This window comes from Duganella sp. CF458, from assembly GCF_900113115.1.
Classification (GTDB): domain Bacteria; phylum Pseudomonadota; class Gammaproteobacteria; order Burkholderiales; family Burkholderiaceae_D; genus Rugamonas.
The window spans coordinates 194,673-212,916 of record NZ_FOOF01000012.1; the positions used below are offsets into that span (position 1 = coordinate 194,673).

General features: G+C 63.3%; 18 protein-coding genes and 3 tRNA genes. 15 read left to right on the forward strand and 6 right to left on the reverse strand.

All coding sequences use genetic code 11. The features are described from left to right. Positions 1-30 precede the first annotated feature (30 nt). Positions 31-2,775 (reverse strand): ATP-binding protein, encoded by a 2,745-nt coding sequence (locus BM269_RS19600; protein ID WP_090440742.1) that lies wholly within the window; start codon positions 2,773-2,775, stop codon positions 31-33. Positions 2,776-2,822: 47 nt separating this feature from the next. Beyond that, positions 2,823-3,635 carry a response regulator gene (locus BM269_RS19605; RefSeq protein ID WP_090440745.1) on the reverse strand — a complete coding sequence of 271 codons (813 nt, stop codon included), beginning with the start codon at positions 3,633-3,635 and terminating at the stop codon, positions 2,823-2,825. A gap of 385 nt (positions 3,636-4,020) precedes the next feature. On the opposite strand from BM269_RS19605, the gene BM269_RS19610 reads away from it, so the two are divergent. The 7 genes from BM269_RS19610 to BM269_RS19640 all read left to right on the forward strand — a co-directional run bounded on the left by BM269_RS19610 (position 4,021) and on the right by BM269_RS19640 (position 7,606). Next, positions 4,021-4,097 (forward strand) — tRNA-Arg (locus BM269_RS19610). Between the two features lie 95 nt (positions 4,098-4,192). Continuing rightward, positions 4,193-4,269 (forward strand) — tRNA-Arg (locus tag BM269_RS19615). A 55-nt stretch (positions 4,270-4,324) separates the two neighbouring features. Further along, positions 4,325-4,401: transfer RNA gene (locus BM269_RS19620), tRNA-Arg, on the forward strand. A 71-nt stretch (positions 4,402-4,472) separates the two neighbouring features. Next, a complete protein-coding gene (locus BM269_RS19625; RefSeq protein WP_090440748.1) occupies positions 4,473-4,940 on the forward strand; it encodes a DUF3016 domain-containing protein in 468 nt (155 codons plus the stop codon). 70 nt (positions 4,941-5,010) lie between these two features. After that, on the forward strand, positions 5,011-5,397 hold the full coding sequence (locus tag BM269_RS19630) for a hypothetical protein (protein ID WP_090440751.1): 387 nt from the start codon (positions 5,011-5,013) through the stop codon (positions 5,395-5,397). A gap of 9 nt (positions 5,398-5,406) precedes the next feature. Beyond that, positions 5,407-6,543 (forward strand): alpha-hydroxy acid oxidase, encoded by a 1,137-nt coding sequence (locus BM269_RS19635; protein WP_090440755.1) that lies wholly within the window; start codon positions 5,407-5,409, stop codon positions 6,541-6,543. A 166-nt stretch (positions 6,544-6,709) separates the two neighbouring features. After that, on the forward strand, positions 6,710-7,606 hold the full coding sequence (locus tag BM269_RS19640) for a LysR family transcriptional regulator (RefSeq protein ID WP_090440758.1): 897 nt from the start codon (positions 6,710-6,712) through the stop codon (positions 7,604-7,606). Between the two features lie 15 nt (positions 7,607-7,621). Here BM269_RS19640 and BM269_RS19645 read toward each other — a convergent pair whose 3' ends face one another. After that, entirely contained in the window at positions 7,622-7,801 is a 180-nt protein-coding gene (locus tag BM269_RS19645; RefSeq protein ID WP_090440857.1) for a hypothetical protein, read from the reverse strand. A 113-nt stretch (positions 7,802-7,914) separates the two neighbouring features. Here BM269_RS19645 and BM269_RS19650 point away from each other — a divergent pair, with 113 nt between their 5' ends. From BM269_RS19650 to BM269_RS19670, 5 genes are read left to right on the forward strand one after another with little or no spacing between them, the layout of a single operon-like run. Beyond that, positions 7,915-8,145, forward strand: a complete 231-nt coding sequence (locus BM269_RS19650; RefSeq protein WP_090440761.1) for a hypothetical protein — start codon at positions 7,915-7,917, stop codon at positions 8,143-8,145. Positions 8,146-8,158: 13 nt separating this feature from the next. Then, a complete protein-coding gene (locus BM269_RS19655) occupies positions 8,159-8,542 on the forward strand; it encodes a response regulator transcription factor (RefSeq protein ID WP_090440765.1) in 384 nt (127 codons plus the stop codon). Continuing rightward, positions 8,539-9,273 carry a YaiO family outer membrane beta-barrel protein gene (locus BM269_RS19660; protein WP_090440768.1) on the forward strand — a complete coding sequence of 245 codons (735 nt, stop codon included), beginning with the start codon at positions 8,539-8,541 and terminating at the stop codon, positions 9,271-9,273. The genes BM269_RS19655 and BM269_RS19660 overlap by 4 nt, the downstream gene beginning before the upstream one ends. Then, on the forward strand, positions 9,251-10,300 hold the full coding sequence (locus BM269_RS19665) for a HEAT repeat domain-containing protein (protein ID WP_170860431.1): 1,050 nt from the start codon (positions 9,251-9,253) through the stop codon (positions 10,298-10,300). Before BM269_RS19660 ends, BM269_RS19665 begins: the two co-directional genes overlap by 23 nt. After that, the gene (locus tag BM269_RS19670) at positions 10,297-11,712 is read left to right on the forward strand and encodes a glycosyltransferase family 2 protein (protein WP_090440774.1); all 1,416 of its coding nucleotides are present in this window, start codon (positions 10,297-10,299) and stop codon (positions 11,710-11,712) included. The genes BM269_RS19665 and BM269_RS19670 overlap by 4 nt, the downstream gene beginning before the upstream one ends. Here BM269_RS19670 and BM269_RS19675 read toward each other — a convergent pair. From BM269_RS19675 to BM269_RS19685, 3 genes are read right to left on the reverse strand one after another with little or no spacing between them, the layout of a single operon-like run. After that, complete coding sequence (locus BM269_RS19675; protein ID WP_090440777.1) at positions 11,709-13,859, reverse strand: sensor histidine kinase; 2,151 nt, start codon at positions 13,857-13,859, stop codon at positions 11,709-11,711. The two genes, BM269_RS19670 and BM269_RS19675, sit on opposite strands and share 4 nt — an antisense overlap. Further along, positions 13,856-14,806: a D-2-hydroxyacid dehydrogenase gene (locus BM269_RS19680; protein ID WP_090440781.1), complete on the reverse strand. Its 951-nt coding sequence runs from the start codon at positions 14,804-14,806 to the stop codon at positions 13,856-13,858. Before BM269_RS19680 ends, BM269_RS19675 begins: the two co-directional genes overlap by 4 nt. Further along, the gene (locus BM269_RS19685; RefSeq protein WP_090440783.1) at positions 14,803-15,750 is read right to left on the reverse strand and encodes a LysR family transcriptional regulator; all 948 of its coding nucleotides are present in this window, start codon (positions 15,748-15,750) and stop codon (positions 14,803-14,805) included. Before BM269_RS19685 ends, BM269_RS19680 begins: the two co-directional genes overlap by 4 nt. Positions 15,751-15,918: 168 nt before the next feature. Between BM269_RS19685 and BM269_RS29485 the strand changes: the two genes are divergently transcribed. The 3 genes from BM269_RS29485 (at position 15,919) to BM269_RS19695 (ending at position 18,242) form a co-directional block, all read left to right on the forward strand. Further along, complete coding sequence (locus BM269_RS29485; RefSeq protein ID WP_170860432.1) at positions 15,919-16,086, forward strand: hypothetical protein; 168 nt, start codon at positions 15,919-15,921, stop codon at positions 16,084-16,086. Next, positions 16,083-16,928 (forward strand): alpha/beta hydrolase, encoded by an 846-nt coding sequence (locus BM269_RS19690; RefSeq protein WP_090440785.1) that lies wholly within the window; start codon positions 16,083-16,085, stop codon positions 16,926-16,928. The genes BM269_RS29485 and BM269_RS19690 overlap by 4 nt, the downstream gene beginning before the upstream one ends. Positions 16,929-17,033: 105 nt before the next feature. Then, positions 17,034-18,242 carry an efflux RND transporter periplasmic adaptor subunit gene (locus BM269_RS19695; RefSeq protein WP_090440788.1) on the forward strand — a complete coding sequence of 403 codons (1,209 nt, stop codon included), beginning with the start codon at positions 17,034-17,036 and terminating at the stop codon, positions 18,240-18,242. The last annotated feature ends 2 nt before the right edge of the window (positions 18,243-18,244 follow it).

Sequence of the window (18,244 nt, forward strand, 5' to 3'; positions counted from 1 at the left end):
GTAGGACATTTTCCCGTGCTGGGGTAGTCCTCATCCACTCTTGCTAGCAACGCAGACGCGCTCAATAGTGGCTACCAGTTCAGAAGGTTCGATCGGTTTCGGCACATGATCGAGGAAGCCGGACTCGAGTGCACGTAGGCGGTCTTCGGGGCGGGCAAAGGCCGTCAGGGCAATGGCGGGCAGGGTGCCGCCGCGCGCGTGGCCCAAGGCGCGAATTCTCGACAACAATTCAAATCCGTCAACATCGGGCATGCCGATATCGCTCACCAGCAAATCGTAGCGGCCGCCGCGTGCCAGGGCCAGCGCTTCGGCGGCATTGGCGGCGGACTGGACGTCGCAGTTGCAGTCACGCAAGATTCGGCTGATCAACTCCCGCGCATCGGCCTCGTCGTCAACCAGCAACACTTTCAGCCCATCAAGGTCGCGCAAGCCCAGTTCGGGCAACGGCGCGCTGCCGCCGCGTGCTGGGCTATGCATGCGCGCCGCCCGGATCTCGCCGCTTGCCAGCGGCAAGCGGACGCTGAAACTGGAGCCCATGCCTTCGCCTTCGCTGGCGGCCGACACGGTGCCGCCGTGCTGCTCCACCAGGTGCTTGACGATGGACAGGCCCAGGCCGAGGCCGCCGTGCCGGCGCGTGGTCGAGGCATCGGCCTGGCGGAAGCGCTCGAATACATAGGGCAGGAATTCATGGCGGATGCCAAGGCCGTTGTCGGTCACCGTGATATCGATATGGCCCTCATGTGCCCAGATCGAGGCGCGCACCGTGCCGCCGCGCGGCGTGAACTTGAGCGCGTTGCTGAGCAGGTTCCACACCACCTGCTGCAGCCGGTTGGCGTCGCCCGCCACGTGGCCAGTGGCGGAGAAGTCGCGTTCCAGGCGGATGCCCTTGGCTTCGGCTGCCGGGCGCACCGCTTCCAGCGCGGCGTCGACCACCTGCGATGGCATCAGCAGCTTCATGTCCAGCAAGACCTTGCCGGAGGTGATGCGGCCCATATCGAGCAAGTCTTCAATCAACTGCGCCTGGGCGCGCGCATTGCGCTCGATGGTTTCCAGGCCGCGCAACTGTTCTTCCGGCGTGCGGTTGCCGCGTCGCAGCACCTGGGCCCAGCCCAGGATGGCCGTCAGCGGGGTGCGCAGTTCGTGCGACAGCGTGGCCAGGAATTCGTCCTTCATCTGGCTGCTGCGTTCTGCCTCGGCGCGCGCGCTGCGCTCGCGGTCCAGCAGCACCTTGCGCTCTTCGGCGGCGCGCTGGGCCGCATCGACCATGCGCGCGTTGTCGATGGCGATGCCGGCCTGGGCTGCCACGCCGCTGACGATGCGTTCGGTGCGCTCGTTGAACATTTCCGGTTCGGGATGGCCGAAGAACAAGGTGCCCACCACCTCGCCCGCGCGTGCCAGCACCGGCACGGCCAGGCCGCTGCGCACCTGGGGATGCGGCAGGCCCTGGAAATCTTCCGGCGGCGCACCCGACAGCGTGTGCATGGCCTGCTTGCCGCCGTCGCCTTCGGCACCGTGATAGAAGAAGGCGCCAAAGCGCGCGCCGGAAATGCTGGTGGCGGCATCGGTGACATCCTGCAGCAGCGAATGCAGGTCGCGGTTCTGCACCAGGGCGGTGCCAGTGCTGTTCAGCAGTTCCAGGATATTGGTTTCATCGCGCAGTTGTTCCTGCACGCGCTTGACCTGGTCGACGTCGGTGCTGGTGCCGAACCAGCGCAGGATGCGGCCGCTGGCATCGCGCATGGCGTTGGCGCGCGTCAGGAACCAGCGGTACTGGCCGTCGCGCGCGCGGATCGGAAATTCCATCTCGAACGGGCGCCCGCTGCCCACCGACAGGCGCCAGTGCGCCAGCATGGCGGGGATGACTTCCGGCGCATACACCTGCCGCCAACCTTCGCCCAGCATGTGCTGGTCGTCCATGCCGGTATATTCCTGCCACCGTTCGTTGTACCACATCATCGCGCCGTCGCTGCTGGCGATCCAGGCCAGTTGCGGCATGCTGTTGGCCAGCGCACGCAATTCCTCCTCGCTGTTGCGCAGGGCGTCCTCGGTCGACTTGCGTGCCGTGATGTCCTGCATCATGCCTATCACGCCGCGCAACTGGCCGTCGTCGCCGAAATCGCCATGGCCGATCACGGACAGCCAGCAGGTGGCGCCGTCGCGGTGCCGGATGCGGCATTCGACATTGAAATCGTGGCGCGACTGCACCGCGTCGGAGAACGCCTGTTCGACCACATAGAAGTCTTCCGGCGCGATGCGCTCGCGCAGCAGCGGCCAGGTGATCGGGATTTCGGCCGGCAGCTCGAAGATTTCCGCGGCGCGCCGGCCCAGGCGTACCTGGTCGGTGGCCGCACTCCATTCCCAATCGCCGAGCCGGCCGGCTGCCAGTGCCACCTGCAGCCGGTTGGTGCTCTCGCGCAGGCCGCGCTCGTGCAGCTTGCGCTGGTGGATGTCGAGCAGCAGGCAGGTCATGCCCAGCGGCGAGGGCCAGGCGCGCACTTCAAGCCAGCGCTGGCTGGGCTGGTAGAACAGTTCGCAGGCGGCCGGCAAGCCTTGTTCGAGGGTGCGTCGCAGCGGCGCTTCCAGCGCGCCGCCGGCAAGCGCCGGAAAGGCTTTCCATAGAACCTGGCCGCGCGGATCGCGCAAGGCGGGCACCGGCGGCAGCAGCATTTCGGCCGCCTTGGGATTCAGGTATTGGACGGTCCAGTCCCTGGCAACGACGGCAAAGCCGTCACCCATGCTATCCAGTACATTGTGCGTGCGGGGATCGGGACTCATAGCATTCGATTGTAGCCTTGGCAAGCAACTTGCCGCCGCACCATTGCCTAATGCAAACCTTGCAACACCTGTTGCAGCTGTTCGATGTCATAGGGTTTCTGCATGGAAACGGCGGGGAAGTCGAGGTGGCTGGTCAAAGACTGGCTGTAGCCTGACGCAAAGACGATACGCAGGCGTGGCTGGCGCTTGAGAGCAGTGCGGCCCAGTTCGACGCCGCTCATGCCGGGCAGGCTGACGTCGCTGAACAGCACATCATATTCCGCCTTGGCCAGCAGCTCGAGCGCCGCTTCGCCGTTGGCCGCAGCGCTGACCATATGGCCGAAGGCGCGCAGCATTTCACACACGAGGTATTGGGCGTCCTGGTTGTCTTCCACCACCAGGATGCGCAGGTGGCCATCATTGGCGGCCGCGGCGGGCAGGGCGGCGGCGCTGGCGGCGGCCAGGGTGCACAGGATGCCGGCGACTTCGCCATCCACGCCGCGCACCGGGGTGTAATGCAGGTCGAAGCTGGCTTCGGTCACATGGCCATCGCGCCATAGCTTGAGTGGCTGGCGCGGGAACACCAGGCTTTGCCCGGCCCAGGCTTGTTCGATGGCTTGCGGGTTCCAGCTCCAGGCGGACGGTGGTATGGCGGGCACAGTGCCGCCGGGCGGAACCGCGCTGGCGGTGCCGACATTGCTGGCGTAGGCCTGGTTGTAGAGCATGATCTGCCGGCGGCTCCACATCAGCAGCATCGGCAGCGGCGTATTGAGCATGATGTCCAGCGTCAGCCCCAAAGCCTGCGGCCAGGTCTCCTGCGGGCCGAGGTCGGCGCGCGACCAGTCCTGGGTTGCCATGCTTTCACCTGCGATTTGCGCCATGTTTGTATCAGTGCCGGGATATCAATATGGGCAATGCTACACCAAGGGCGGCAAAAAAAAAGGCCCGCTATCCGCGGGCCCGAATTCTATTTTCTTGGAGGAGAATAGAGGAGACAGGTGAATGATGCTGCATCGCGGCAGAAAGATCCAATTTCGATTCATGATGAGAGAAATACGTTTCATGAATGAAGTAATAATGTCCGAAAGGCAATAAAAGAAATTCTGACGCGATACTGGACAAGCGGGAAGCACCCACATATAATTCTGCCTCCTTGCACAGGATACTGCGCAGGAAAGAGCCGGAAACGCCGGTTTCGCCTAGGAAAGTTGAGTAGAACGTAAGCTTTCCAAAACGAAATTCATGCGGTATAATCCTGCTTCTTAAGCGGCTGTAGCTCAGCTGGATAGAGTACTTGGCTACGAACCAAGGGGTCGTGGGTTCGATTCCTGCCAGCCGCACCAGAATTTGTAGTAAAAGTTTGAGCCCTTTGCTGTCGAGCGAGGGGAGTAGCAGGAAGTTGGTAGTATGCATAACTGACTGTTATAATTTAGTTTTTGCGGCTGTAGCTCAGCTGGATAGAGTACTTGGCTACGAACCAAGGGGTCGTGGGTTCGATTCCTGCCAGCCGCACCAGTTTTTGTAAGTGTTGTACCCGTCGCTGTCGAGCGGCGAGGAAAAAGCAAGTTTTGCGGCTGTAGCTCAGCTGGATAGAGTACTTGGCTACGAACCAAGGGGTCGTGGGTTCGATTCCTGCCAGCCGCACCAAATTGAAAGGGTCCATACCGGAAGGTGTGGACCCTTTTTCCTTTTTGCCGTGTGCGGCCTATACTTCAGGCATGAACAAGCTCATTCATGCCCTCTTGCTGATGCTGGTTTCCAGCAGCGCCTTTGCCACTGCTACGGTCACTTTTGCCGATCTTGGCAAGATGACCGATGTGCCGCACGATGTCCAAAAGCGGGACGACATGCAGTTCCTGTTCCGCGAGCACCTCAACCTGCTGTCGGCCAAGCTGCCGGCAGGGCAGGTGCTGAACGTCGATTTCCTCGATATCGACCTGGCGGGCGAAGAATTTCCCCGTGTCGCCGTGCGCGATATCCGCGTGCTGAAAGGCCAGGCCGACTGGCCGCGCATGCATTTACGCTATCGCATCGAGCAGGACGGTAAAGTCATCAGTAGCGGCGACAGCAAGCTGTCCGACCCTGGCTACCTGATGGGCGTGAACCGTTACGACCGCGACCTGTATAGCCACGAAAAGCAAATGCTCGACGACTGGTTCCGCAAAGAAGTGCTCAAGCAGCACTGACTTTCCTCAAATCCGCTCCGCCTTGGTGCGCGCAGAATCGTAGCTGTGCTTGCTTGACGGGGAGAGAGCCATGCCTAAAGATGACAGCATGGAAGTACGGATCGCACTAGTTGAGGCTAAGGTTGATGACTTGCTTTTCAAAGCCATCGAGTTGCGGCGCGACTCGGTGTCGCCAGCGGACTTCTCGCATTTCCAGCGCGAAGTCGATGGCATTCGGAGCGAAGTCGAACGGGTGCGGCTCGACGCCGGAGCGCATTTCCTTCGGATGGAGGATCGCATCATCCGGCTCGAGCGTGATTATGAGCGGCTCAACGAGCGATTGGCTTTCGCGCAAGCCGAGTACGTCAGTAAGGCGGAACTTCACAAGACAATTAGCAGGAGCCTGGTGAAATGTATTGCTTTGCAAACTGCAATCAATGCGGGCATGTTGATGATTGTGGTGCAATTCCTGCGTTAATATGCAGCAATGACACTCATCACTTGCATCGAAGACCTGCGCCGCCTGGCCAAGCGCCGTGTGCCGCGCATGTTTTATGACTATGCCGATTCCGGCTCCTGGACCGAATCCACCTACCGCGCCAATGAAGAGGACTTCCAGAAGCTGAAGTTCCGCCAGCGTGTGGCCGTGGACCTGAACAACCGCAGCTTGCGCAGCACGATGGCGGGGCAGGAAGTGGCGATGCCGGTGGCGCTCGCGCCGACCGGGCTGACCGGCATGCAGCATGCCGACGGCGAAATCCTGGCGGCCCGCGCGGCGGAAAAATTCGGCATTCCGTTCACCCTGTCGACCATGAGCATCTGCTCGATCGAGGATGTGGCGGCGCATACGAGCAAGCCGTTCTGGTTCCAGCTGTATGTCATGAAGGACCGCGATTTCATCAATCGCCTGATCGACCGCGCCAAGGCGGCAAAGTGCTCGGCGTTGGTGTTGACGCTGGACCTGCAGGTGCTGGGCCAGCGCCACAAGGATTTGCGCAATGGCTTGTCGGCGCCGCCGCGCCTGACCGTGGCCAATATGCTCGATATGGCGACCAAGCCGCGTTGGTGTGCCGGCATGCTGGGCACGTCGCGCCGCCAGTTCGGCAATATCGTCGGCCATGCGCAATCGGTGTCGGACATGTCTTCGTTGTCCGCGTGGACCAGCCAGCAGTTCGATCCAAGCCTGTCCTGGAGCGACGTCGAATGGATCAAGAAGCGTTGGGGCGGCAAGCTGATTATCAAGGGCATCATGGATGCCGAAGATGCACGTCTGGCCGCCAACAGCGGGGCCGATGCGCTGATCGTTTCCAACCACGGCGGACGCCAGCTCGATGGCGCGCCATCCTCGATCGCCGCGCTGCCCGGCATCGTGGCGGCGGTCGGCCGCCAGATCGAAATTCATATGGACGGCGGCGTGCGCTCAGGACAGGACGTGCTGCGCGCGGTGGCGCTGGGGGCGCGCGGCGTCTATATCGGGCGCCCCTTCCTGTACGGGTTGGGCGCGATGGGCGAGGCAGGCGTCACGCGCTGCCTCGACATCATCCGCAACGAACTGGATATCTCGATGGCCTTCTGCGGCAAGCGGGATATCCAGCAAGTCAGCAGCGAGATCCTCCTGCCCTGAAAACCAGGCCGGCCAGCAGCTTGCACAATTCATCAAACAGGGTGGGTTCGGGGTTGTTCATTTGCGTTTCCTTTCTGCTAAAGGTCGAGTAAGCGCATTGTGAACTGTTTCATTGTTGGGATAAATGCTTATAATTGAATTGAGTATCCCAAAAATGGAGCAATGAATGGACCGGCTGCACCATATGCGCCTGTTTGTCGAAGTGGCCAAGCGCAAGAGCTTCCGCGCCGCCGCCGAGGCACTGGACATGTCGAATTCCACCCTGTCGCGCAATATCGCCGAACTGGAGAAATCCATCGGCCTGCGCCTGCTGCACCGCTCGACGCGCAAGGTGGAATTGACCGAGGCGGGCGAAGCCTATTTCAAGCGCTGCCAGGGCATCGTGGAAGAGGCCATGAGCGCCCACGAAGCGCTGCTGGACTGGTCGGAAAAGCCGGCCGGCATCCTGCGCGTGACCATGACGTCCAGTTTCGGCGTCGGCTACCTGGCGCCGGTGCTGACCGAATTCGCCGATATGTACCCGGACATCAAGATGGAATTCGATATTTCGTCGCGTACCGTGGACCTGCAATCGGAGCCTTTCGACCTGGCGATCCGCATGGGCCAGCCGCCCACCGCGCCATCCACCCTGGTGGTGCGGCGCATCGCCATGATGCCGCGCTACCTGTACGCCTCGCCGGTTTACCTGGCCAGGATGCCGCCGCTGGAGCATGCCTGCGACCTGGTGCAGCACACTATGTGCGGCCGTTCGTTCTCCAGTCGGCTGCCTGATATCTGGCGCAAGCTGTTTCGCGGCGAAGAAGTGGTGGAGGTGATGGCGCATTCGCGCTACGCCACCAATAGCGCTGCGCTCAGCATGTCGTTCGCGGCCAATGGCCTGTGCATTGCGGCGCTCGACCCGTTATTGGCGAAGCAGGAAGTGCAGGCCGGCCGCCTGCGGCGGGTGCTGCCGGACTGGCATATGGAGCCGATTATGGTGCACGCGCTGACGGAAACGCGCCACCTGCCGGCGCGCACGCGGCTGTTCATCGACTTCCTGCGCCAGCGCCTGGGCGCGGGCTAGGGCTAGGGCTAACGGTCAACCGCCGCCGATGCCCTCGATGATGCGGCCGCTGCCGCCGCAGTTGGGACAATCCTTGCCGTCCGGCGTCTTGCCGCAACCGCTGCAGAGCGGGCAGATGCCTTCGCCGCTGCCTGGCGTGCCGGGCGCCGCCTGGTCGCCGGGATTGAGTGGTTGCTGGGTGGCTGAAGCGTTCATGTTGCGATCCTCCTGATGGAAGGCTGCCACGCGCAACGCTTTTCAACCGTTAGTTGGTTAACGGAGAACAATCGGCATTACAATGCCAGCATCACCCCATTGGAGCATGCGCCATGGCCACGCTGATCCGACACCGAAAGACCCGCATCATCACACTCGATGCGGGGGATGACTTGCACGAGCATTGCAAACCCAGGGACATCGCCCTGGTTCCCGACCCAGCGGGATGGTGGACCTATTTCATCGGCGAAGACGGTTCTGTCGAACGTTACGATATCCCCTTTGCTACCTATAATGAGGCGCTGTGGTCGGCCAAGGCCGCCGCGGAATTCGATGCGCAATAAATCCTGAGAACCTATGTCCGACACCTCCATCCTGATCATTGAAGACGACGAACATATCGGCCAAATCCTGACCTTCATCCTGCAGCGGCAAGGCTACCAGACCACCCTTGCTGCCGATGGCCTGGCGGCGCGCAAGGCCATTGACTCCGCCACAGCGCCACCGTCATTGGTGCTGCTGGACGTAATGCTTCCCTATATAGACGGTTTCGAACTGGTGCACATCATCCGCCAACGCGAAGGTTGGCAGGACGTGCCGGTCGTGATGCTGACCGCCAAGCACACGGAAAAGGACATCGTGCGCGCGCTCGACCAGGGCGCCAACGATTATGTGGTCAAGCCGTTCCAGCCCAATGAACTGCTGGCGCGCGTGCGGCGCCACCTGAGGGAGCCGGCTTGAAGGCCGCAGCCCTTGCGGCGCTGGCTTGCTGTGCCTTTCCGGCCACCGCCCAGACCACCATTGGCATTAGCCATGGGATCGACCACCTGAGCGGACCGGCTGCGAACTGGCATGAGACAGCGCTGACCGTGCGCCACCAGGCGGCGCCCCGGCTGGGCTTTGGCGCCGGGGCCACACGTATCGAGCGTTTCGGCATCAGCGAGACCCAGTTCAGCGCCGGCGCCGACGTGCCGCTTTCCGACAAGCTGACGGCATCCGTCGATGGCAACTTCAGCAGCGACCACCAGATCCTGGCGCGCCACGCGCTGGGCGCGACCTTGCAGTACGAATTCGCCAAAGGCTGGCTGGTGCATGGGGGAGGGCGCAGCAGCAGCTACAACGATGTTCACGTCAACCAAAGCCTGCTGATGCTGGAGCGCTACGTCGGCAACTACAGCTTTTCCGGTGCATGGCGCGCAGCGCGCGCATTCGGCACCACGGCGCATAGCGGGGAGCTGCGCGGCAGCTACTACTACCACGACCGCAGCGCGGTCGGCTTTTCTCTCGCAGCAGGTAAGGAAGCGGCAAACATCGCCGGCACCACGCGCCTGACCACAGTGCGCTCGGCCGCCTTGCTGGGGCGGCACTGGCTCGACCAGCGCTGGGCCGTTACCTATGCCGTGGCACACACCCGCCAGGGCGACTTCTACGTGCGCAACGGGGCCAATCTTGGACTACAAGCTGCCTTCTGACGTTTACCTGCAAGTCGCATTCTGGACCGGCGCCGGTGCGCTGGTGCTGACCATGCTGGTCGGGCTGGAAATCATCCGGCTGCGCCTGTCAATGCGCCGCGTGCAGCGCCGCGAGCAGGAGCTCACCTTGAAATGGCGGCCCTTGCTGAACGCCGCCATCGCAGGCGAGCCGGTCGGCAACCTGCCGGCGCTGCTGCGGCGCGACGGCCTGCTGTTCATCAAGCTTTGGCTGCACCTGCAGCAAGCGGTGCGCGGCGAGGCGAGCGAAGGGCTGAACGGCATGGCGCGCCGCCTTGGCTGCGATAAGCTGGCGAGGGAGTTGCTGGCAGGCGGCAACCGCGCCGAAAAGCTGCTGGCGATCCTGGCGCTTGGCCATATGCGCGACCAGCAATCCTGGGCCGCGCTGGCCCGCACAGCGCACAGTGCCGACAGTGCTTCTTCCGTCCACGCGCTGTGGGCGCTGGTGCAAACCGATGCCGCGCGAGCGGCGCATGAAATGGCACCCCACCTGCTACGGCGCGTCGATTGGCCGCTGTCCCAGCTGGCCAATATCCTGCAGAACGCGCGCGCCGAATGGCAGCCGGTGCTGGCCGAGGCCCTGGCGCGCGTGACGCCGGCCGAGTTGCCGCACGCGCTGCGCCTGCTGGCAGCCTTACGCATGGATTTGCCGCTGGTGCAGCTGCGCAGCCACCTCGCCAGCAATGACCAGGAAGTGGTGCTGGCCGCATTGCGGATGTCTCATGTGCCTGGCGCGGTGGACGACGTGCGGCGCCACCTTGCCAGCGAGGATTGGCGGGTGCGCCTGCAAGCCGTGCGTGCGCTGGGCGAGATGGGGGACCTCAGCGACGTGGCCCGCTTCAGGGGCTTGCTGTCCGATCCTCAATGGTGGGTACGCTATCGCGCGGCGCAAGCCTTGCTGGCATTGCCTTTCCTGACGCAAGAAGAACTGGCCGAACTGCGCAATGCCGGCGACCGCTATGCGGCCGACATGATTGCCCAGGTGACGGCAGAACTGGAGGCAGCATGACGCCCAATCCGCTCCTGATCCAGATCGTTTCCGTCGGCGTGCTGGTGTATTTCGTGCTGTTGAACGGCGGCTACCTGATGCTGAATTTCCTGGCCATGTATGCGCTGCGGCGGCGCTCCCAGGAAGCGATCCTGGACGATCTGCCGCAGGTGTATTCGGCGCTGGAACCGCCGATCAGCATGATCGTGCCGGCCTATAACGAGGCGGCGACCATCGTGACCTCGATCCGCTCGATGCTGCAGCTTTCCTATTCGGAGATGGAGGTGGTCGTCATCAACGACGGCTCGACCGACCAAACGCTGCAGGTGATGATCGACGAATTTGGCCTGGTGCCTTTTCCCGAGGCTTATCGCATCCAGCTTGAGACCAAGCCGGTCAAAGCCATCTATCGCTCAACGCGCTTCCCCAACTTGCGCGTGGTGGACAAGGTCAATGGCGGCAAGGCCGATTCGACCAATGCCGGCATCAATGCCGCGCGCTACCCCTTGTTCTGCTGTGTCGACGCGGATTCGATCTTGCAGCGCGACAGCTTGCAGCGCCTGGTGCGGCCATTCCTTGGCGACCCGCTGATGGTGGCGACCGGCGGCACGGTGCGCATTGCGAATGGCTGTGAAGTGCGCGGTGGCTTCCTGACCCGCGTCGGCATGCCGAAAAATCCATGGGCCTTGTTCCAGGTGGTCGAATACCTGCGTGCCTTCATGTTCGGCCGCTTGGGCTGGTCGGTCATCAACGGCATGCTGATCATCTCCGGCGCCTTTGGCCTGTTCCGCAAGGACACGGTGGTGGCCGTCGGCGGCTACAACCCGAAGGCGATCGGCGAGGACATGGAACTGGTGGTGCGCATGCACCGCAAGCTGCGTTCACGCGGCATCCCATACAAGATCGAGTTCGTACCGGACCCGGTGTGCTGGACGGAAGCGCCGGAAGACTACAAGCAGTTGCGCAACCAGCGCATCCGCTGGTCGCGCGGCCTGTCGGAAAGCCTTACCACCAACTGGGGCCTGATGTTCAGCCGTCACGGCGGCGTGGCAGGCTGGATGGCCTTCCCGTTCTTCATGCTGTTCGAATGGCTTGGCCCGTTTGTGGAACTGTTCGGCTACATCTTCATGGCGGTGTCCTGGTGGCAGGGCTGGGTATCGTGGGAATCGTTCCTGATCTTCCTGTTCCTGGCGATCGGGCTGGGCATCCTGTTGTCGGCCTTCGGCCTGCTGCTGGAGGAAATGTCGTTCCACCTGTACCCCCGTCCAGGCCACTTGCTGATCCTGGCGGCAGTCGTCGTCCTTGAGAACTTCGGCTACCGGCAGATCAATAGCTGGTGGCGCCTGATCGGCTTGTACAAATGGGCGCGCCGCGAGGAGGCCAAGTGGGGCGTGATGACCCGCAAGGCCGACTGGCAGCAAAACATGAACTAAATCACCGGGAAGGTCACGTGGAAGGTGGTGCCGCGGCCTGCTTCCGTATCGAAGCCGATGATGCCGCCATGCTGTTCGGCGATGGCGCGGCAGATCGCCAGGCCCAGGCCGGTGCCGCCTTTCAGGCGCGTGTCGGAACTGTCGGCCTGCGCAAACTTGGCGAACACGCGCGCGTGGAACGCTTCCGGAATTCCCGGGCCATTGTCGCTGACCGATAGCCTGACACCAGCTGCCACCGCGCTGCAGTCCAGCGTCACGGAATTGTATTGGGGCGAATACTTGATGGCGTTCGACAGCAGGTTGACCAGCAATTGCACCAGGCGGTCATGGTCGCCGCGCACGCGCAAGCCGCGTGCACTGCCTGTCCGTTCCAATGCCACCGGGCGCTGGGCTGCGCTGCCGCGCACCGCGTCGACCGCTTCGTCGAGCAGCGGCGTGATCTCCAGTTCGTCGGTGCGGAATTCCATCTTGCCGGCTTCGATCTTCTCGATATCGAGGATGTCGTTCACCAGGCGCACCAACCGTTCGCTGCTCTGGTAGGCGATGTTGACCAGGTGCTGCACGTCCGGCGGCAGTTCGCCGGCGCCGCCGTCAACCAGCATCGATAGCGAAGCGCGGATCGAGGTCATCGGCGTGCGCAGCTCGTGCGAGACGGTGGCGATGAATTCGTTCTTCATTTCCTCGACCTGGCGGCGCGCCGAAATATCGTGCAGGAACACGCAGTACAGGCCGTTGGCCGGGCGACTGATGCTGGCTTCCACCGTCAGTTCTTCGCCATCGCGCCGGATCAGGGTGCGCTGCACGCGGCGGCCGAAGTCCGGGGTTTCGCTGCCGCGCGCAGCCGCCAGCGCGGCTTCCTGCTGCGCGCGGAAACGCTGCGGCACCAGCATCTCGATAAAGCTCTTGCCCACGGCTTCTTCGCGCGCCCAGCCGAACATATGCACTGCGGCCGGGTTCCAGTCGGTGATATCGCCATCCGGGCCGACCGCAATGAAGGCGTCCTGCGCGGTGTCGATGATGGCGGCAATGCGCTGCATGGCATCGCGCAACTGGCTGGTGCGCGCGCTGACCCGGCCCTCCAGGTTGGCGACCAGGGAGTTCAGCGTGCGCGATAGCGCTTGCACCTCGGCGTATGGCGCCAGTTGCGGCAGTTGCGCCGCCGACCCGCGCCGGATGCGGTCCGCGGCATCGGCCAGTTCGCTCAATGGCCGGGCAATGCGGCGGGCGAGCGGGAAGGCCAGCAGCGGGAGCAGGGCCGCCATCCCCACCCCCAGCCACCAGGCGCGCTTCTGCAAGGCGCGTACCGGCGACCAGGCGGTATCGACGCTCTGGCGCACCAGCACGGTCCAGCCCAGGCCCGGGTAGGCGGAGTGGCCGCGCGTATGCGCATAGCCGACCAGGTAATCGACACCGTCGGGCCAGCGTTCCACCCGGTAACCGTTACCCTGGCTCGGCAGGGACAGGGTGTTGGCCAGCAGCTCTTCCGGCCCCAGCAGGACCTTGCCGTTGCGGTCGACGATGAGCGCTTGCACCTGGCGGTGCGCGCTGGCCGGCCCGATCACCGACCGTTCCAGTTCGCGTGCCCATTGCCATGACAGGTGGGCGCCCAGCACGCCGCTGCCATCTGCCAGCGGGAAGGCCAGGTCGACGAAACGCTGCGTTCCCTTATCCGGCGTGGGCAGCAGCTTGGCCAGCAGGACGGCATCGTGTACGTCGCCAACGAAGGTTCCGGCCAGCGCATTGCGGTACCAGGGGCGCTCGCTGACGTCAAAGTCTTCCAGCAAGGCGCCGGTGGCGGCCAGCACACGGCCGTTGCGGCCCGTGACGCCGATCCAGGCATAGTGCGGATAGCTGCGCTGGTGCTGTTCCAGTGTGGCGCGGCGGGCTGCCGGCGCAGCGGCGCCGCCCATGTCGGGGCGCTGCGCCAGTAATTGCACCTCGCGGTAACGCTCGAACATATTGCGATCGAGCTTGTCGGCGGCTTGCTGCGCCAGCTCCGACAGCGCGTTGCCGATGTCGGCCTTGACCTGGTTGCCGGCCGTGCGCGCAATAATGGCGGCCAGGATCGCGCCCATGGCGATCGCCAACGCGCAGAATGCGATGGCAAGGTAGGTGCCGATTCCCGCCTTCGGGCGTGCGCGCTTCATGCGACGCGGTTAGCCGGATGGCCTGCGATGAAGGATTCGATATTGTCGATCAACTGGTCGGCCAATCCTTGCATGGCCTGGCCGCTGGCCCAGGCCGAATGGGGCGTGAGCAGGAAGTTGGGCAAGCGCAGGCGCAAGAGGGGATTGTCCGGCACCGGCGGCTCCTTCGACAGCACGTCGAAGCCGGCGCCGGCGATCACGCCGCGCTGCAAGGCATCCGCCAGCGCCGCTTCGTCCACCAGGCCGCCGCGGGCGGTGTTCACCAGGATGGCGCTCGGCTGCATGCGCGCCAGTTCGGCGGCGCCGATGATATTGCGCGTGGCGTCGGTCAGCGGGACATGCAGGCTCAGTACGTCCGAGGTTTCCAGCAATTCGTCCCAGCTCACGTTGCGCACGTTCGAATCGTCGGTTGGCGTGCGGGTATGCACCAAGACTTGCATGCCGAAGGCGCGGCCCAGGTGCGCCACCTGCTTACCCAGGTCGCCGTAGCCCAGCAAACCAAGGCGGCTGCCGTGCAGGTCGCGGATCGGGTGGTGGAACAGGCAGAAACGCGGCGACTGCTCCCACAGCCCCGCCTCGACGTCGGCGCGGTAGGCCAGCAACTGGCGGCGCAGCGCGAGCATCAAGGCAAAGGTATGCTCCGGAACGGCAGCGTGGGCATAGCCCTGGATGTTCGATACCACGATGCCGAGCTCGCGCGCCGCCGCCAGGTCGACGATATCGGTGCCGGTGGCTGCCACCGCGATCATCTTCAGGCCGGGCAGGGCGGCCAGCGCCTCGGCGCGCAGCGGCACCTTGTTGGTGATCGCGATGGAGGCGTCCCGCAGGCGCTCGATCGCTTCAGCGGCGCTGGAGGCTGGATACTCGGCCCATTCATGCGCGAAAGAGGGACGCCGGATATCGGCAATGATGCTGTCGCGGTCCAGGAAAACAATTTGTTCGGTCATACCGTCAGCTCCACGGGGAGGGCAGCGGCCAAAGGACGCAACCGCATCTGGGGGTGGCTGGCCATCAGGTCCGCCACCCATTCAACAAACACCCGCACCTTGGCCGACAGGTGGCGGTTCTGTGGGTACACCACGTGGATCGGCAGCGGGTCGGTGACCCAGTCTTCCAGCACCCGCACCAGCCGGCCGTCCCTGCCATGGTTACCCAGTTGTACATCCGTCATCATGATGATGCCCAAGCCGGCCAGCCCGGCCTGCAGGTAAGCGTTGGAATCGTTCAGTGCCACCACGCCCGGCAGCATCATTTCAATGCGCTCGCCGTCGCGGGTGTAGTCCCAGTTGTATATTTTGCCAGTCTTGGACGAGAAATAGTTGACGCAGCGGTGCCGTTCCAGGTCGCGCGGGTGGGCCGGGGTACCGAATCGTTCCAGATAGGAGGGCGCCGCGCAGGTGACAAAGTTGAGCAGGCCGACGCGGCGTGCGATCAGGGTGGAATCGGCCAATTGGCCGCCCCGCACTGCACAATCGACGCCTTCCTCGATCAAATCGACCGGACGGTCGCTGCAACCCAGTTCGAGCTGGATATCCGGGTACTGTTCAAAGAACGAAGGCAGGGCGGGCACCAGGATTTCGTTGGACAGCCCGGTCGGCGCGTCGACCCGCAGCCGGCCGCTTGGGCTCAGGCGCGTGCGCGACAGCGACTCCTCGGCATCCTTCACGTCCGACAGGATGCGCAGGCATCTTTCATAGTAGGCGGCACCGTCGGCGGTGACGGAAACGTGGCGCGTGGTCCGGTGCAGCAGCTTGACCGACAGCGCCGCTTCCAGCCCGGCCACCAGGGTCGACACGGTGGCCTTGGGCAGTTGCAGGGATTCCGACGCGCGCGTGAAGCCGCCGGCGTCCACCACCTGTACGAAGACTTCCATTGCTTGGAGCTTATTCATGAGTCCACTCTCATTGTTCGAGATTCTGAACAATCAATTCAACATTAATGTATTTTTCTTATTCTAGTGGAAGTTTATTATTACCGTATTGCAGCATAAAAAAGCGCTTGACCCTCCCGCGATGGGAAAGTTTAAAGTGGCTTTCGGTTTCAGAGAAAAGGAGCAGTCATGAGTAACCGGGATGGATTCTTTGCAATGGTATCGCTGGCGCTGGGCGCGATCGCCCTGGCAGGCGTCCTGTATACCGACGAATACTCGCACGGCGCGCAAGTCGGTTTCGGCGCGGCGCCGGCACCCACCCTGCTGGCATCCGCCAGCTCGGAGGTCAAGGAATGACGGCGCAGGTGCCGGCGGAGCTGAAGATCCGCGAACTCGAAGTGCGCGGGGCCCAGGGGCCGCTGGCTGCACGCCTGTATCTGGCCGGGAATTCGTCCGCCAAGCGCGATGCGCTGATCGTTTTCTTCCACGGTGGCGGCTTCGTAGCCGGCGACCTGGAGGAGGCGGACGAATTCCTGCGCCACCTCGTCACGTGCAATCCCGACCACGTGATCCTGGCCACCAACTACACCCTGGCGACCGTCAGCCCGTTTCCGGCGGCGGTGGAAGATGCGCACGCCGTGCTGGCCTGGGCCAAGAAGAACAAGGCCAAGCTGGCCTGGAGCGGCAAGCAGCTGCTGACGGCCGGTATCGAAGCCGGCGCCAACCTGGCGGCTGTATCGGCGCTGATGGCGCGCGACCGCGGCGGTCCGGCGCTGGCAGGGCAGATCCTGATCATGCCGATGCTCGATCCTGGCCTCTCGACCTGTTCGATGCGCGAATTGCCGAATTGTCCGGACCAGATGAAGGTAGCGAATACCTGTGCCGCCGCCTACCGCGGCTACCTGCCGAATGCCGCCGACCGCGCCCACCCTTACGCGTCGCCGCTGCAATCGAGCCGGCTGAAAAATTTACCGCCGGCCCTGATCCTCTCGGCCGAAGACGACCCATTACGCGATGAAGCAGAACAATACGGGGCGAAACTGATCGCCTGCGGAGTAAAGACAACAGTCAGACGCATGCCACCGGCGCCACTGCAGGAGCCGGGAGCCAGGAATGAATGCGCGTGCAGGGGCTTTGCATTGAAAGAGATGGCCAGTTTTATCAGCGCCATCGACGGGACGGAAATGCCCGCGGTGTAAGGCTGGATTAACTAAAACAGAAGTTTAGAAAAAAGTGCCTGCGAGGCACATGGGCCCCTTTTTGCCTGAATTTCCTAACTAATTTTCACCCCCAAGAGGTTAACAATGAAAAAGATGAATCAAATGTCCACTCTTGTGCGGCCGCTGGTTGCCGCATTGGCGATGGGCGGGCTGGCGGCGGCCATCCTGTCTGGTTGCAGCGCCAATAGCAAGCCGGCCGAAAGCCAGGGACCTGCCGCAGGCGGCCCGCCAGTATCGGCCGCCGTTGTCGTGCAGAAGTCCGTCGCAGAAACCCAAGAATTCTCCGGCCGCCTGGAAGCCATCGAGCGCGTGGAAATCCGTCCACGCGTCAGCGGCTTCATCACTGCGGTGAACTTCAAGCCTGGTAGCGAGGTGAAAAAAGGTGATGTGCTGTTCGTGATCGATGCGCGTCCATTCCAGGCAGAAGCCAGCCGTGCCGACGCCGCCGCCAATTCGGCGCGTGCCAAGGCCGACCTGGCCAAGCTGGAACTGGCCCGTGCCGAAAAACTGCTGGCCGATAAAGCGATCGCGCAGCGCGAATTTGACGAACGTGCATCGGCACTGAAGGAGCTGGATGCCACGGCCCGCGCCGCCTCGTCGGCTGCCGAAGCGGCGCGCCTGAACCTGTCCTACACCCAGGTAACGTCGCCGATCAACGGTCGCGTGTCGAAGGCGGAGATCACCCTCGGCAACCTGGTTGACCAGAGCGCCGTGCTGACCAGCGTGGTATCGCTGGACAAGATCTACGCCAGCTTCGACGGCGATGAAGACACTTTCCTGCGTGTCGGCGGCCAGGCCTACAAAGGCCAGCCGGTGACCGTGAAAGTCGGCCTGGCCAACGAAGCCGGCTTCCCGCATGAGGGCAAGCTGGAATTCGTCGACAACCAGCTCGACACCCGCACCGGTTCCGTGCGCATGCGCGCCACCTTCGACAACAAGGAACGCGCGCTTGTGCCTGGCCTGTTCGCCCGCGTCCAGCTGGACGGCGGCACTGCCACCCAGCAAGCGGTGCTGATCAACGACCGCGCCGTCAGCACCGACCAGGATCGCAAGTTCGTCTACGTGGTCGGCGCCGGCAACAAGGCGGAATACCGTCCTGTGGTGCTGGGCCCGAACGTTGATGGCCTGCGCGTGGTGCGCAACGGCCTGAAAGCTGGCGAGAAGATCGTCGTCAACGGCCTGCAGCGCGTGCGCCCAGGCGCGCCGATCACGCCGGAAATGGTCGACATGACCTTTGACCCGATGGCAGCCCAGAAAGTGGCCGCCGCCGATGCCAAGAAAACCAAGGAATAATC

What these genes read in the sequence shown, in the direction of transcription:
- BM269_RS19640 (WP_090440758.1), top strand. Translation starts at nt 6,710, where the DNA reads ATGGACCGGCTGCACCATATGCGCCTGTTTGTCGAAGTGGCCAAGCGC.
- BM269_RS29485 (WP_170860432.1), top strand. Translation starts at nt 15,919, where the DNA reads ATGAGTAACCGGGATGGATTCTTTGCAATGGTATCGCTGGCGCTGGGC.
- BM269_RS19600 (WP_090440742.1), bottom strand. Translation starts at nt 2,775, where the DNA reads ATGAGTCCCGATCCCCGCACGCACAATGTACTGGATAGCATGGGTGAC.
- BM269_RS19650 (WP_090440761.1), top strand. Translation starts at nt 7,915, where the DNA reads ATGGCCACGCTGATCCGACACCGAAAGACCCGCATCATCACACTCGAT.
- BM269_RS19655 (WP_090440765.1), top strand. Translation starts at nt 8,159, where the DNA reads ATGTCCGACACCTCCATCCTGATCATTGAAGACGACGAACATATCGGC.
- BM269_RS19630 (WP_090440751.1), top strand. Translation starts at nt 5,011, where the DNA reads ATGCCTAAAGATGACAGCATGGAAGTACGGATCGCACTAGTTGAGGCT.
- BM269_RS19670 (WP_090440774.1), top strand. Translation starts at nt 10,297, where the DNA reads ATGACGCCCAATCCGCTCCTGATCCAGATCGTTTCCGTCGGCGTGCTG.
- BM269_RS19690 (WP_090440785.1), top strand. Translation starts at nt 16,083, where the DNA reads ATGACGGCGCAGGTGCCGGCGGAGCTGAAGATCCGCGAACTCGAAGTG.
- BM269_RS19695 (WP_090440788.1), top strand. Translation starts at nt 17,034, where the DNA reads ATGAAAAAGATGAATCAAATGTCCACTCTTGTGCGGCCGCTGGTTGCC.
- BM269_RS19645 (WP_090440857.1), bottom strand. Translation starts at nt 7,801, where the DNA reads ATGAACGCTTCAGCCACCCAGCAACCACTCAATCCCGGCGACCAGGCG.
- BM269_RS19680 (WP_090440781.1), bottom strand. Translation starts at nt 14,806, where the DNA reads ATGACCGAACAAATTGTTTTCCTGGACCGCGACAGCATCATTGCCGAT.
- BM269_RS19685 (WP_090440783.1), bottom strand. Translation starts at nt 15,750, where the DNA reads ATGAATAAGCTCCAAGCAATGGAAGTCTTCGTACAGGTGGTGGACGCC.
- BM269_RS19625 (WP_090440748.1), top strand. Translation starts at nt 4,473, where the DNA reads ATGAACAAGCTCATTCATGCCCTCTTGCTGATGCTGGTTTCCAGCAGC.
- BM269_RS19605 (WP_090440745.1), bottom strand. Translation starts at nt 3,635, where the DNA reads ATGGCGCAAATCGCAGGTGAAAGCATGGCAACCCAGGACTGGTCGCGC.
- BM269_RS19635 (WP_090440755.1), top strand. Translation starts at nt 5,407, where the DNA reads ATGACACTCATCACTTGCATCGAAGACCTGCGCCGCCTGGCCAAGCGC.
- BM269_RS19675 (WP_090440777.1), bottom strand. Translation starts at nt 13,859, where the DNA reads ATGAAGCGCGCACGCCCGAAGGCGGGAATCGGCACCTACCTTGCCATC.